This window comes from Gammaproteobacteria bacterium (assembly GCA_029881255.1).
In the GTDB taxonomy this organism is placed as follows: Bacteria; Pseudomonadota; Gammaproteobacteria; order S012-40; family S012-40; genus JAOUMY01.
Window position 1 is genome coordinate 101,079 of record JAOUMY010000001.1, and the last position, 15,172, is coordinate 116,250.

The 15,172-nt window shown below is 47.3% G+C and carries 13 protein-coding genes; 5 read left to right on the forward strand and 8 right to left on the reverse strand.

Going from position 1 to position 15,172, the window contains the following annotated elements; translation table 11 throughout:
• Nucleotides 1-99: 99 nt before the first annotated feature.
• Together OEZ43_00415 and OEZ43_00420 are read right to left on the reverse strand one after the other, a co-directional pair.
• Nucleotides 100-2,085 carry an Ig-like domain-containing protein gene (locus tag OEZ43_00415; GenBank protein MDH5544020.1) on the reverse strand — a complete coding sequence of 662 codons (1,986 nt, stop codon included), beginning with the start codon at nt 2,083-2,085 and terminating at the stop codon, nt 100-102.
• Between the two features lie 258 nt (nt 2,086-2,343).
• Nucleotides 2,344-3,774, reverse strand: a complete 1,431-nt coding sequence (locus tag OEZ43_00420; protein ID MDH5544021.1) for a methyltransferase domain-containing protein — start codon at nt 3,772-3,774, stop codon at nt 2,344-2,346.
• Between the two features lie 329 nt (nt 3,775-4,103).
• Here OEZ43_00420 and OEZ43_00425 point away from each other — a divergent pair, with 329 nt between their 5' ends.
• Together OEZ43_00425 and OEZ43_00430 are read left to right on the forward strand one after the other, a co-directional pair.
• Nucleotides 4,104-5,390 carry an FAD-dependent oxidoreductase gene (locus OEZ43_00425; protein ID MDH5544022.1) on the forward strand — a complete coding sequence of 429 codons (1,287 nt, stop codon included), beginning with the start codon at nt 4,104-4,106 and terminating at the stop codon, nt 5,388-5,390.
• A 2-nt stretch (nt 5,391-5,392) separates the two neighbouring features.
• Complete coding sequence (locus OEZ43_00430; protein MDH5544023.1) at nt 5,393-7,222, forward strand: ABC transporter ATP-binding protein/permease; 1,830 nt, start codon at nt 5,393-5,395, stop codon at nt 7,220-7,222.
• On the opposite strand, the gene OEZ43_00435 is transcribed toward OEZ43_00430, so the two are convergent.
• Complete coding sequence (locus OEZ43_00435) at nt 7,219-8,169, reverse strand: spermidine synthase (protein ID MDH5544024.1); 951 nt, start codon at nt 8,167-8,169, stop codon at nt 7,219-7,221. The two genes, OEZ43_00430 and OEZ43_00435, sit on opposite strands and share 4 nt — an antisense overlap.
• A 359-nt stretch (nt 8,170-8,528) precedes the next feature.
• Between OEZ43_00435 and OEZ43_00440 the strand changes: the two genes are divergently transcribed.
• Genes OEZ43_00440 through OEZ43_00450 form a run of 3 tightly spaced genes read left to right on the forward strand, consistent with a single transcriptional unit; the run spans nt 8,529 to nt 11,745 of the window.
• Nucleotides 8,529-10,685: an ATP-binding protein gene (locus OEZ43_00440; protein ID MDH5544025.1), complete on the forward strand. Its 2,157-nt coding sequence runs from the start codon at nt 8,529-8,531 to the stop codon at nt 10,683-10,685.
• 39 nt (nt 10,686-10,724) lie between these two features.
• Nucleotides 10,725-11,342 (forward strand): hypothetical protein, encoded by a 618-nt coding sequence (locus OEZ43_00445; GenBank protein ID MDH5544026.1) that lies wholly within the window; start codon nt 10,725-10,727, stop codon nt 11,340-11,342.
• 1 nt (nt 11,343) lies between these two features.
• Nucleotides 11,344-11,745: a hypothetical protein gene (locus OEZ43_00450; protein ID MDH5544027.1), complete on the forward strand. Its 402-nt coding sequence runs from the start codon at nt 11,344-11,346 to the stop codon at nt 11,743-11,745.
• On the opposite strand, the gene OEZ43_00455 is transcribed toward OEZ43_00450, so the two are convergent.
• The 5 genes from OEZ43_00455 to OEZ43_00475 form a co-directional block, all read right to left on the reverse strand.
• The gene (locus OEZ43_00455; protein MDH5544028.1) at nt 11,742-12,014 is read right to left on the reverse strand and encodes an acylphosphatase; all 273 of its coding nucleotides are present in this window, start codon (nt 12,012-12,014) and stop codon (nt 11,742-11,744) included. The two genes, OEZ43_00450 and OEZ43_00455, sit on opposite strands and share 4 nt — an antisense overlap.
• Entirely contained in the window at nt 12,011-12,757 is a 747-nt protein-coding gene (locus OEZ43_00460) for an efflux RND transporter periplasmic adaptor subunit (GenBank protein MDH5544029.1), read from the reverse strand. The genes OEZ43_00455 and OEZ43_00460 overlap by 4 nt, the downstream gene beginning before the upstream one ends.
• Nucleotides 12,754-14,025, reverse strand: a complete 1,272-nt coding sequence (locus OEZ43_00465) for a TolC family protein (protein ID MDH5544030.1) — start codon at nt 14,023-14,025, stop codon at nt 12,754-12,756. Before OEZ43_00465 ends, OEZ43_00460 begins: the two co-directional genes overlap by 4 nt.
• A 14-nt stretch (nt 14,026-14,039) precedes the next feature.
• A complete protein-coding gene (locus OEZ43_00470) occupies nt 14,040-14,609 on the reverse strand; it encodes a thioredoxin fold domain-containing protein (protein MDH5544031.1) in 570 nt (189 codons plus the stop codon).
• Nucleotides 14,610-14,672: 63 nt separating this feature from the next.
• A complete protein-coding gene (locus OEZ43_00475) occupies nt 14,673-15,164 on the reverse strand; it encodes a TlpA family protein disulfide reductase (GenBank protein ID MDH5544032.1) in 492 nt (163 codons plus the stop codon).
• Nucleotides 15,165-15,172: the final 8 nt, after the last annotated feature.

Sequence of the window (15,172 nt, forward strand, 5' to 3'; positions counted from 1 at the left end):
GGCGATCGAAAACGCCACTATCAGGACACATAGCGATAACAAAGCCTTGAGTGGAAAATTCGACATTCCCACTCAAGGCATTTCGTCATAAAAGCGCTGTTATGGCTGCACAACAAACGCGTCACCCATGCCATGCGGCATCATGCCACTCATCGAACCATGCACATAACCCGTCGCATACATAGTTCCTGACCCGGAGATCACCATGTCGCGTACACTGGCATGCATCTCTGCATCCAGGTTTTTAAAGACCGAAAATCCGCTATCCGTCAGACTCATGATTTCAGTCATACCATGCATCTGCGCACCGCTACCGTTATTCATTTGATGAAAACGCGTCGTAGCAACATAAACGCCCGATGTATTGCTGTAAATACCAGTCGCGACTTCATCCTGATCCGGCGTATTGTCACCGTGCGCCAGATAAGTCGGCGTGCCGCCACTTTCATCGAAACGCAATGCATAAGTGCTAATGCCATTATTGTTGTGTTGCGTTCCGATCACATACACGCGACTGTTAAATGTCGTAACACCTGTCACCATACGGTCATGCGCCTGGCCTGGGTTGGCGGTTTGGCTACTGGTGTCAAAAGTTTCGGTAGCAACACTGCCGTCAGCAGCATTGAGTTTTAGCAAGAATGGATTCAGCCCTACATGCTCACTCGCCGGCGTAGCAAAGTTGCCCAATGTATCACCAGCGATGTAAACGCCATTCAAACCGACAGCGATACCACGACCAAAATCCCGCGCCGCCGTACCATATTGTTTTGACCATGCCAGTGACAAGTCTGCACTATATTTAGCGACGACGACATCTTCCTGGCCCTTGCCGACTTCGCCATTCAATGCGCCTGTGACTGTACCTATGACGTATACTGACTGGGTGTTGGCGTCACTGGTAATTGCGTAGCCTTCCATGTCTCCTGATCCACGCAATATCTGTGGCGTACCCATAGGTGTAAGCGACGCACCATTCCACTGATAGCGTGCAACAAATAATGCCCGTTGTCCGGACGAAAAATCCGACGTCGACAGATTTCCGCGTGTAAATCCGGTGACATAAATATCACTACCAATCATCGTCATGTCATAAACCGGGTCGGCAATATCCAGATTTTCGTTGCTATCGGCGCCGGAACCAAATTGAACCAGATCCTTCACTTCACCCGAAAAGGCATCTATCGCTGCGATAAAACCATCGCCGTCATAGTGACTCACGGTATCGGTCAAGGCGCCCCAGGTTTCTCCCGCAATAATAATCGTGCCGTCACTAGAGACGGCTATCGCGTCGGCGTATTCATCCCAGTCGGTGGCAATAAAATTGGTAAACGGCGTAGCGCCTGCCGTTGTAAAGCTGGTACTGCGATCTGTACCAAAAAAAGGCGCGCTCGAACCATTTAACACTGTCGACAAGACAGTATAGGTATATTGTGTTTGCGGTTTGAGTCCCTGGCCGAAGTTGTATGTATCCGCGACGTAAAGTATTGCCGTCTGTGAATCCTCATCGACGCCAAGCTCTATATCCACATTTTGCCCGGTTTGTGTTTCTTTCAAAGTGACGGAGAATGAACTGACCGTAGACATCTCCACGCCATCGCCAAACTGGACGCGAATAGTCGAACGCGGACTGACATTGGTCGCATTATCCTGTGGATTAAAGACGGATTCGCTTGGACTGGTTTGGGTATGAAAATTGATATTGTGAACATTGCTGAGATGTGCGCCAGAACTACTACGCACCATAGTACTCACCATTACGTGCACAGGCGTGTCATAAGGTAATGGCATATACGGCTGAAAGCTGACGGTTGTGCTCCCTTCCTGATAGTGCACCTTTCCCTCTATCAATGACATGCCTTCCGATTCCATCACCTGAAAGGTATAGGCATTCAGCGAAGTCTTGTCCAGGGCCTGACTGAAGTTGACCTGTATCGTCTGTGATGGCGATACCTCATCGCTACCACTGGAGGGTGTAGAGGAATTGACCGAAAAATTACCGTTATCCCCAGGTGCTGCCACACCACACGAATTCAAAAATAATACCGCGAACGAAACCGTTGCGGCGATTAACCACATCCTTCTCATATTTTACTTCTCCCCATACGTTTGGTGTGCGCATATTCTTTTCGTTCTATGCAATCATTCAAAATGTCACGGCAATAGAAACTCCTGTGCGTTACGCATTGCATGCACTTCAGCGCATAAATATTTTTTAGCTCGTCTATACCCTGAGCAACCCACTAGAAAATGACAAAACCTAGGCCCTCGCTACCCGACCTAAACAAACGCGCATGCGCTCTTATACAAGGGCTGTGAACTGTAAAATGACATAGTCATCAGCATCTAATCGAGATTCTTTCCTCGCGTGGATTCCAGATAGGCGCCTAACTCCCAGTCCTGAAAGTGTTTGGAAATATCCGCCTCTGCCTGTATCTTACCTGCATTAGCCAGAGCAATTCTTTGCGTCAATCTCGCCTGCTTACTCAGTCCACGTAGACTTTCAAACACTTCGCCTGACATATAGTTCAGCCGATGCTCGATAGCGCGATTGCGTATAGCTTCGTCTATTTCAGCTGCGGCAATCTGATCAAAGTCCAGCGCATCACTGGCGATGGTAAAACGCCACTTACTCCAGAATGAAGGCACAAACGCAGCATATGAACACACGTGTTCAAAACTCAAAGACAGTTCCCGGTGTACATGCCAGTCGTCATTGAGGTCCACGTCATTCAATTCCATGCTCTGCACAACAACAATGCCACCAGGATTTAGATTGTGCGTCTTGAGAAAGGTATAAAACTCCTGCGTATATAAGGCCTGCGCCGGACCCTCCTCTATTGCGTCTACGACATCAATAACGATGATATCGAATTTTTCATCGGTATTTTTCAGATACTTGTAGCCATCTTCAAACCTTAGTTCGACTTTAGGGTGATCAAACGCACCACGATGATGGGTATACAGATGAGATTTACAGAGTTGTATCAGCTCTTCGTCAAGATCGATTAACACCACTCGCTCGACGCTCGGATGATAAAGAATCTCCCGCGCACTGGCCCCTTCTCCCGCGCCAATCACCAACACACTTTTAGGCTGGGCGTGAGATAGCATTGCCGGTTGTATCAAACTTTCGTGATAGATATGTTCATCTTTTTGCGCGGATTGAACGAAACCGTCAAGGAATAATACTTTACCATACGCATAGGTATCCAGGATGGCGTAACTCTGAAATGAGGTTTCTCCCGCTGCAATAACTTCTTTTATCTTGAAGTGATGACGTTCACCGGCGTTATCGTATTCATATACCCAATCCGGATGATTTCTGCCGGGAATCAATGGAAACTCTGATAAATTTCGGGCAACAACTCGCTCATCTGCTTTGGAATCTTCATCTGCGCAGGCTTCAATGTATTCATGCCTGCCAGCCCGGAAAGAATGACTAAGCCTGTCGACAAAATGCCGTATTTTGTCGTCTGCTCCTAGAAGAATAAAACTGACATTCACCTGTTGCGTGTCAGGCATTATCATCACGCTGATCTGCCCTTCTTCCAGAGTGATAACGCCAGAAATAATATTGTTTAATTCATTTGACTCAAGATGAATATCAACGCAATTCAGATCTGATGCCGTCGCAGCGCTAACAAACACTGTTGGTAGCTGTTGGCGATTTGTATAAAACGGGTAGTCACATTGAAAAAGCGCTAAAAATGACTGACTTGCCGTTAACTGCAAACCGGATTTCTGATAAATGGATAAGCTTTGAGTAATGTGCATTGTTCCCTCCGTTCGATTCAGACCGAATGTCGTGGAGAGTATTTAGAGTAGCGATATGACAAGCCGCCTGATCTGGCGACAAAACGCTGTTAACAGCAGAGCTAGCCTAATTGATCGATTAAAATTGCTGAATCAGAATCATAAGAAAAGGATGCATTACTTCCCTGCATGTTGTTTCTATTCCCCACATTTCGACTTATTTGCTAAATAATTGTTGTGATTTTCTTTTAGCGTAATCTATGTTCTACTAGAAACCAATAACAAGTCAATAGAACTTTTTTATTCTGGCTAATATAAAAACAATATAACTCAATCGGCAGAGGCCTGAAGTGAATATCATTGTTGTGGGAGCGGGAATAAGCGGATTGTATGCATCATTTTTATTACAGCAATCCGGCCATCAAGTCACCGTATTGGAAGCCGCTACGCGTAGTGGCGGACGTATTTTGTCTATTCACGATCGTGACGGCGGACGTATCGAACTCGGTGCGGAACTCGCTTATGCACCCGAATCCCGTTATATGCAGATGCTATCCCATCTCGGCGTCGGCGTTCGTCAACAAAGTGGCGACAGCTATTTTATTCTGGATGGTGAATTACATAAACGAGGCTTGAAACAGGACAACACGCTAAATCATTTGCTAGACACACTGGACTCGATAGAAGAGACCGCGCCTACTTCATTCAACGATATCTCTGTAAAAACCTTTTTTCAGCGACTGCAGTTCTATCCACTCTATCCTCGCGTTATCGAGGCATTTTGTTGTGAGTATGGCGCCAGCGCGGCACATCTTGGAATACGCCAACTGGCGGAGGAAGAAGGCGCATGGAAAGGTGGCGATGAGGAATTTTTCTGTGATCAGCCTATGATACGTATTGTGGAATTTCTGGAACAACAACTACTCGCACCAATACAATTTTCAAAACAGGTGAAGCACATTGAATATGAAAGTGGAGTGAAGATATACACTACGGAAGGCGAATGCTATGACGCCGACATCGCCTTGATTTCAGTCGGACTCGGCATATTGAAATCCGACACACTCAGTTTCTCACCACCACTACCACAAGAAACTCGGAATGCTATCGCATGCATGGGCATACAGCCGGGCATCAAAGTCATACTGAATTTCAAACACCCCTGGTGGCCACAGCATTTACTGACGATTGAGGGTGGAACCATGTGCTATGAATACCTGGCCTCCGCATATACCAGAAAGCCCACATTGACCGCATTTATTATGGACGAACAGGCACGCGCAGTTTCCCATCTAACACAAGAGCAACTCATTGAATGCTTGCTGGGTGAATTGAAAAATATTGGCTCTCCTGTGAGCAGACCAGAGGATCTTGATAGCTATTGCGTCAAAGACTGGGGGCGCGATCCCCTGCACCTGGGCGCCTATTCCTATCCAGCAGTGGGCAGTAGTGGCGCAAGAACCACACTCAGTAAACCCGTTAATAAACAGATCTACTTTATCGGAGAGGCATGCAACCAAAACGGCCATGCAGCAACCATACATGGCGCGATGGAGACCGCAGAATTTGCGGTGAACCATATCAACGCGCTCAATAACAATTCATCGACAACAAGAAAAGATACGCTAACGGTTTAATCATGGCCAGACGGTCCGGCAATATACTCTTTCTCTGGATATTCAAGAACTCCTTCGGATTTCTCGGACCGCTACTGCTCGCGGCAACCGTCGTCACTATTTGCGAATTATCGATACCGTGGATATTGGAACAAGTCATTGATGAAGCCATTTCCGATGACGTCGACATGAGCATAGTCAACCTGTTTGGTCTGTTGATGCTAGGCATAATTGTGCTGTTATACCTAGTCCACCATGTTTATTTACGTTATGAAATAAAATTGGTATGTAATACCAGCTTTCAAATCTATCGCCAGTTCTATTCTCACATCCTGGCGCAACCGCTGTCTTACTTCAAACGCAAGCGTAGTGGCGAGATATTGCACCGTGTGATGAATGACACCGCCGAGTTTGAACAAAATGCCCGCTATCTCTTATCAGATCTTCCCTATGAAATTATGATTGTTGTCGGGACTTTGATCATGATGATTTTTCTCGATCCGTGGCTGGCCTTTTTCGTATTCATATTTCTGGTCGCCACCTCGATCGTTTCCACCAAAATCGGACGCCCCTTGCCCGTACTGGAACGTCGGGTGCAAATGCTTGGCGCACGTTTTAGTAACCGTTTACAGGAAATCATTAACGGTATACGCACCGTAAAGACCTTCGGTAACGAAATGTTCGAGCAGCAGACCCTCGACGCGGCAAATCGCAAACGTGCCGACATACAACAAACCTCAGGAAAAATTGAAGCCTGGTTGCTACCACTCTTCGAACTCATGGAAACACTCGGCGTAATCCTCGTGGTGTGGTATGGGGCCCATTTAATTTTTCAGGACAAACTCACTCCCGGCGGACTAGTCGCATTTATTGCCTATATGGAAATACTAGCAGTCCCCGTCAGTCGCGCAGGTAAATACTATCGACACTGGCTTGAGGCCAGCGCCATGGCCGATCGTATTGTCGACTTTTTGCGCGATACCGATGACAAGGAAAACCTGTCGTCAATTAGTTGGGAGCATCCCAATCAACACATGATTAAAACAATACAATTCGACAATGTCAGCTTTACCTATCCGCGAACCGAAGGCCCTGTATTACACGATATACAGTTTTCCGTACAACAAGGGGAAATTGTATCGCTGGTGGGTCGAAACGGCTCCGGTAAAAGCACGACCATGGATTTGCTACAGGGATTCTATTTACCTGATACAGGCAAAATTCTCGCCGACGGTCAGAATATACATGACATGGAAATCAGTCTGTGGCGGCAGCGGGTAGGGGTGATGTCTCAAGAGGTATTTTTATTCAATACCAGTATCCGCGACAATATTCTGTATGGCGTCAAGAACGCAAGCGAGGCGCAATTAATGCTGGCCTGCCATCACGCCGGTCTGACGTCGTTAATTCAATCCTTGCCCAAAGGATTGAATACACGCGTCGGAGAAAAGGGCGGACGCTTTTCAGGCGGACAGCGGCAACGCATCGCCCTGGCCAGGCTCTATCTGATCAATCCGGCTGTCATCATTTACGATGAACCAACAGCCGCGCTAGATGGCGAAGCGGCAAAAGATGTTGCCCTGCGTATCCGTCGATTTGGTCGTGACCGCATATCCATTGTAATCGCCCACCAGGCGGAAATGGTTGCCGTCGCCGATCGCATTATTCTGCTGGATAAAGGACGAATTCATGCTCAAGGTAGTCACGACGAACTTTTTCAAAATGAACTGCTCTATCGCCGGCTATTCGCGTCCATTGAACACCGAGAGGAATTTGAACAACTCAGTCGTGAGTTTTCCTCATCCGGAATCTTCACCCAATCACATTTGAAAAATCTCACTGAGACCAGCTAGACCGAACAACCTACGCCTTCAAGCAATTGATGCACGCCCTGAGAAAAGAAACGGTCTTCAATCGACTTCACCTCATCGTCTTCTATTGCCATGCGCACGTCGCGCGGCAAAGACATCATATGGCGAAAAGTCATGCCATCGAAGAAACGAAGGCGCTCTTTCAATTTTCTTGCCTCCAAAACATTGTCGATGACCTCTTCACTGATTAATTTACAATGACTGACATCGCTGGCGGCCACAAATCCCCACTGTGCCGCAAAAGAAGGTATGAAACTGGTGTAGGCATTCGCGTAGGTAAAGACCTTATTCAAACCGTGCAGCACGGTTGCCAAGTCCGTCGTATCCCCCGGCGTCGCACTCATCGCCTGATAAGCCACGATTCCTTTTAATTCAAGAATACGTTTTAATGCTGTGAAAAATCGTTTTTGAAAAAATTCAATACTTCGAGATGTCTTGTTGATTCCGTCGCAGACATCCAGAATGATGACATCAAATATTTCTGTACTGTCGTATACGTAATCCAGGCCATTCTGTACGATGAGTTCCAATCGGGTATCGGAAAACGCCCCATCATGCCACTCGCTCAAATAGCGTTCACACAATTCAATTAGCAAGCCGTCGATATCGACCATCACGACTTTTTCTACGCAGGAATGCTTTAATACCTCTCTTGCCGTAGCACCCTCACCACCACCAATGATGAGGACATTCCTGGGATTCGCATGGGCGCACATCGCAGGATGAACCAGTGACTCGTGATAGCGATACTCATCAGACTCCACTGACTGAATCAACCCGTCAAGCAAGAGCATTTTGCCGTATTGCCGAGTCTCGTAAATAGAAACTTGTTGAAAAGGCGTTTTGCCATCATAAAGGCATTTTTTTATCCTGATTTTTTGCAAAACATCATCTGAACCCGACTCGTAATGAAATGACACAGAATCCATTGTATTTCTCCCCACTATACGTTTCCATGTTATTGTTAGCTTCAATTATTATGTTAGGAAGGATATCTTATACCAAGTGCGCGACTCAAATAATGAACAAATTGGAGACGAAGCAAGTTTCAGTATAGCCAGACTTACACTTCGACTCCAGCTGATACAGGCATAGTTACTGCACAGCCCCAAAGATAAGGATGTAATTATTGTACCTGGTTATCTTTCGCTCGAAGAGCTCAGTCAAAATACTTTTTAAATACCGTATTGTCTCTACCTATATTGAAGAAACTAATAGTAAAATGGTTTAATCTCTCATAAGTAGCTTATTTGAGACTATCATCTATCCAACGTAAACGATCACCTTGATGACGGCGGCTATAGACAACAACAGCGAAAGTAACCTGCAGGCAAGGATAGAGCAGGAGCAGGTCAAAGCGCTCTATGACAACCTGAACCTGACCGCCATCATTTCCGTCATCAATGCGGCGATATTGGCCTTTGTCGTTTGGGAGGAAACCGATCGTCAAACATTGCTGATATGGTTAAGCGTAACCCAGGGCTTAAGCGTTTTACGCCTTGCAGATCTATACCTCTACCGCTCGAAACAGATTAGACAGATTTCTCCTGCCTGGCGATTCAATCTGGGAACACTTTTTTCTGGCGTGTCGTGGGGGAGTAGCGCACTCTTGATCATCCCCAATGTTGCCATCGAATATCAATTATTCATCGCCCTGATTCTCGCTGGTAACTGTGCGGGTGCAGCCTCCACGTTTTCACATACCCGTACTGCCTTGTATGCCTTTATTGTGCCTATTACCGTTCCTTTTGTATTTCAATTCTTGCGAGGGGATACACAGATTGAAATCGCCGTGGGAATATTGGGCGCTATATTTTTTGGCGCTATCAGTGCGGCTGGATTACGTAACTTTAGGAACACCAAACAGAATATTGAGCTCAAACTCCAGGCGAACAGCCGGGAAAAATTGCTGGCCGCCAGCGAAGCCCGCTATCGCAGCCTGCTCAATAGCGCAGCTGACACCTTTCTGTTGCATGACAAAGAAGGCAGGATTTTAGACGTCAATAAAAGCGCCATCACCTCGCTTGGGTATAGTCGCGAAGAATTGCTGAACATGCGAATCAACGATATCGAGATCGGCATTCAAAATGACATTTTACCTTCGACTTGGGCGACGCTTACGCAAGGTGACGCGGTAACCGTTTCAGGCCTGCATCGTAGAAAAGATGGAAGCACGCTTCCCGTCGAACTTAAGCTGACGCTAATTACTGAACAGGAAAAGCCTTTAATACTAGCACTTTCTCGCGATGTTACTGAGCGCAAACGTTACGAAGATGCCTTGAAGCAAGCACATGACGAAGCACAACAGGCGAGTCGCGCCAAGAGCGAATTCCTTTCACGCATGAGCCACGAGTTGAGAACCCCAATGAACATCATACTAGGGTTTGCGCAACTTCTGGAGTTGGAGGAACTTACCCATGAACAAAAGGAAAACATTCACGAAATCTTGAGGGCCGGCAATCACCTACTTGAACTAATCAATGAAATTCTCGATTTGAGCCGTGTAGAGGCCGGCAAACTGTCTATATCGATAGAACCCGTATCGCTTAGCCTGACGATAGAAGATATCTTGCAAGCACTGGCGCCTCTGGTGGGTAACCAACTTATTACTCTGTCCCGCACCATTGACGGGGTTAAAACTCACTCTTTTATCGAATCGCAGGAAATTTACGTGTTGGCGGACAAAACGCGGCTGCGCCAGGTAATATTTAATCTGCTTTCCAACGCCATCAAATACAACCAGGAAAACGGTCAAATCATCATTGACGTTACGTCATCCGATACCAGAGTGTGCATTTCAATCAGCGATTCAGGAAACGGTATTGCAAAACAAGATCTGCCCTCATTGTTCAAACCCTTCAACAGACTGAATGCGGAACATTCAAATATTGAAGGAACGGGTATCGGTTTAGTAATAACAAAAAGGTTGATTGAATTAATGCAGGGCGAGATTGGCGTCGAGAGTGAGGAAGGTAAGGGATCAACGTTCTGGTTTGAACTGCCACGATCAGATGCCGCCGAGGCGCATACCGATCAAACTAGCCGGAACTCCACATTCAATTCAAAGACACTACAGGGACGAATACTTTACATCGATGACAACTCCCTCAATATATTTCTGGTCAGAAAATATCTAACGAAATTCTCCGACTTGGAGGTATTGTCTGCTGAGAACGCGCTGGAGGGTATAGAAAAGGCGACCAATAATAAACCGGATTTAATTCTGCTCGATATCAATCTACCGGAAATTAGTGGCTTCGAGGTTTTCAAACGCCTCAGGAATATACCCGAAACGAAAGATATCCCCATCATCGCGCTCAGTGCCAATGCACTCCCGTCGCAAATTCAGAAAGCCATGGATTGCGGGTTCGATGACTATTTGACCAAGCCCGTCGATCTCCTTTTGCTTGAAAAAACTTTAGAAAGAAAACTTCGTCACATGTAAAGTAAGCCATGCAGGTTTCCATTACACAAAAGAGTCAAAATGCACATTTTAGCCGTACTATGCCTTTTAATTGGTTTTTCTACTGCGCTTACCGCTGCGCCAACTCCCCAATCTGTGGCGCTTAGCGAAAAACAAATGCAATCTTTGAGACAAGGCAAGCTGGAGATTCGTGAAATCGCGGAAAACAACAAGGGACGCAGGTTTGAAGTCTATGCCATCATCAACGCTCAACCGCAAAAAGTCCTGGACGCGCTGCTCGACTATGAACACTATCCCGAATTTATGCCCAATGTGAAGCGCGTCGATATAGTAGAACAGACTGCCGATCACAACATTATCAATCAGACACTGGGCCTGCCTTTGGGGAAGATCAAACGTTATCGTCTGGAGAACCACATTACACGCAACGCCGATAGCATAGGTCTCGCCTGGCGCATGCTACCATGGCCCGAGTTACCCGCAGACGAGCGCATTGGCGACACGTCCGGGTATTGGATATTGCAAGCTCAGGATGAAAACCATACCTTAGTCGTCTACCATATCTATACTGATCCGGGTGATGTGCCTTTCGGTCTTGGCTGGATCGTGGACCTACTATCGACTAAAAGCGTACCCGATGTGGTGGAGAACACCCGCAACTATGTTCAAAGGAAGTGATATGACAAATCCCAGCATTCGCATCGGTTTACCATTGATAGGCTACTTGGTGTTCATACAGATATTGTTGCCTGCATACGCAGGCAGTGACACGGGAAACGAACTGAAACAGGAAATGCACACAAGCAAAATACAAATCGAGAAAATCATTGGCGATGCGATTTGTCAAACCGATGAACAATGTAAATCGGTCGCGATGGGTAATAAGGCTTGCGGGGGGCCCGCATTTTATCTCACCTATTCTCAACTGAATACCGACGAGAAAAAACTCACGTCGCTGGCTCAGCATCATCAGGAGCTGGCCCGCCAATACAATCAAATTACCGGGATGATGTCGGACTGCATGGTAGTAATGCCACCGCCGCTAAAGTGTGTTGAACAGCGCTGTCAAACAGCTCGCTAATAGTCCACCTGGAAATCGGAATATTCAACGGCGTTGATAGCCTGACAATCAATGTTCTTGACTTGCGCGGTAACAGGCCCCTGTCTCAACCAGTTCTGAAGTTTTTCGATATCTTCCTTCTCGCCACAGGCAATCACTTCCACATCACCATTGACAAGATTTTTAACCCTGCCGGTGATCCCAAATGCCTGCGCTATACGCACGGTGGATTGCCGAAAAAACACGCCCTGCACTTTGCCTGACACGACGCATCGCACACACAGAATCATGGCATGACGATCTCCGCCTGCTCGCCTTGTCTCACCAGCGGCTGCTCATGTTCAAACTCAACACGCAGACGATAACGACCATCTTTATCAGGCTCAACATCTGTTGCTATAGCCCTTGCTTTGTACATTTTTCCGTGAAACCTGACGGACACCTCAGAGACAGCTGGCACCACCTTCAAATCATCCAGAGACATGCGTTTTTCTGCATAGGCAGGATTGAATTTCGCCAACACAAGCAACGGTGTCGCCTGCAATTCGCTAATCACTACCTGTCCTGGCGCCGCGCTTACACTGACGACAACGCCATCAAAAGGCGCACGCAATTCACTATACTGTACGGCAAGTTTTGCCTGCTCCAGTTCCGCATGCGCCGCTTCCAGTTTTGCGCGTGCACGCGCGGCAGCTGCCCGTGCCAGTTCGAGTTCATGATCAGACAACACGGTTCGATCATAGAGCTCTTGCGCGCGTCCCAGTTCTTTGTCGCCCTCCTGCTTGTCCAGCTGAGCACTGTCGCGCAAGGCCTGCGCATGTTTTAAGGCGGTCTGAAATGTCTCGGGTTGCAGTCTTAGCAGTAAATCTCCTTTTTTCACCAGCGCGCCCGGTTTGCTCATTACGTCTGCCACGGCGCCGGAAACCAAGGGACTCAGCGTCACGCGTTCAGACCAGTTAATAGTGGCGGTGAACTCTTTCGCCAGACCAGGCACCGATAGCAGCAATCCTAGCAAAGCCACGAATGTTTTCACTTTACGACCTCCTCAACGGCACCACCTGTCAAAATGCGCAACTGTTCCCAGGCCAACGCCTGTCCATAAATTGCTTTTGCGTATTCCCACTTGGCGTTAGTCAACTCAACCATCGCATCACCCAGATCTGTCTTGACTTCCATTTCGTATATTGCGCGAGCCCGGTCCAGATATAATTCACGATAATTCTCTTTGACGGATTTTTCTTTTTTTTCGTTTTCCAGATCTTTGAAACGCGACCACGTTTCCAACACCTGTTGATCCAGTAAACGCTCCATACGCAGAACCGAGGCTTCCAGACGAGCAATACTCGCCAGTTGCGCGGATTTTTTCGCACCGACTATTCCTCGCTTGTATATTGGCACATCCAATACCAAGCCCGCCCGCCAACGATCGTTGGAACCCATCTGTCGCTGATAGGCCCCCGCTGCCAGTTCGGCATTTATTTGAGGAAAGTATTCGGCATTAATCGCGGCAAGCTTTGCCTTGGCCGATGCCAGTTCTGCTTTAAGTGCCCGTAATTGTAGATTACCGTCACGCGCCTGTTTTTGCAGGGTTTCGACTTCCGGTAACTTATGTCCCTTAAAGCCGATGGTCGGTGGTACTAGTTGCGATGGGATAGAATCGGGACGATTGAGTATCGACGCCAGTCGCGTACGCGTGATACGTTGCCGCATTTCGCTTTCCATGCGACTCCGAAATATGACTTGATATTCGCTCTCCGCTTTCAGCACATCTATTTCAGAATGCTGTCCCAGTTCCTGACGCATGCGTAAACGGTCAAAGCGTATAAAACCGGTTGCCATATCTTCATTGTCACGCGCATATCGCAAGTCAGACAATATGACATCAAAGTATGCGGCCATGATGTCGTGTCGACGTTGCAGCTGTGCGTGCTGCAAATACAATTGCTGCGCTTCCACAGACTGTGCGGCGGCGTCTACACGTCTGGCCGTTTTGCCAAAATCATAAAGTGGCTTGTTCGCCTGCACCACCAATCGATGATCATCTCGGCCGAGACTCAACAGCGACTCCGGTGGCTCAACCCAACGCACATGTCCCTGGGCGGAAATATCAAGACCACTGCTCGAAGCCGCGAGACTCTCTTCCGCCTGCGCCTGTTCAACGGCAGCCTGCAACATCGCCATATCAGGGTGTAACTCCTGAGCAAAACTCAGTGCCTGGCTTAAGGTTAAAGGCTGCGGCAGATCCGATTCAGCATGCGCCGCGAAACTGGCTAACATCGTTAGCGCAGGAAATAATTTCATGATTGCAGACAAGGCTAGCCCTTACCCTCGCTTTGTTCTTTTTTCATGCGCTTGAATTTCAGAAAAGGCATTGTCTTGTAATGTGCTTCTGCTACGTATTCCCCCAGCCACATGAATTCTTCAACGCCGGAAGTTTTACCGATGAAGCGCGACATGCGATTCCCTTCAAGATCAAAAAAACCAAATACTGGTGTCGCCCGCACCCGGTTATCAATAGCGGCAAAGGTTTTCTGCGTCTTGGCTATGCCCGCGAAATCGACTATTTCCAGATCGCCTTCCACATCAACAGAAAAATTCAAAAAGTGCTTGCGAAAATAGGCCTGGACCGAGGGTTGGTTGAGCACGTTCTCTTTCATATAGTGACAGAACGGACACTCATCCATTTCAAAAAATATCAACACGCCCTTCTTGCCCTGCGCCTTGGCCGCGGCCAACTCCTCTTTAAAATCACCAAAGGTTTCACTGAAAAAATACTGATAGGGGTCTCTCGGCGCCTCCGCCGACCAGGCGTAGGAACATGGCACCAACAGCACCAAAACAAACACCAGGGATTTCATAAGGGTCGCAAAAAGGAAGTTATTCATACGCGTTCAATGCCTCGTAAAGACATGACTATTGTAAAGACTATTGGACATCGCAAAACTGTGCTAATGCGCAAACTTTTTTATTTGGTTTTCAAGATAGGTTTGATCCACCCGTCCAATCTTGCGGTGAACTACTCTACCTTGTGGGTCAACCAGAAACGTGGTCGGTAGACCGGGAATCGCGCCCAGAGGACCTTCCTCCGCAGGTTCGGCCAATAAAATAGGGTAGGTAATCAGGTGTTCATCGACAAATTGGCGGACTTTTTCATCGTCGACGTCTTCAAGATTGATGCCCAGCACGACGGCATCCTTGTCTTTATGCTTATCATGAAAGAACACCAACTCAGGCATCTCCTCTACACACGGTGGACACCAGGTCGCCCAGTAATTGACCACTACCCACTTTCCGCGATAGTCAGATAGCTTGTGATTCTTGTTATCAAGATCACTCAAAACAAAATCCACGGGCGCAGAGACCGCATGTTTGTCTTGGGCATAGACAGAACTGAATATGCTGGTAAACACAAACAGCGCAACAACAAAAATTCGCTTCATTTCAACCT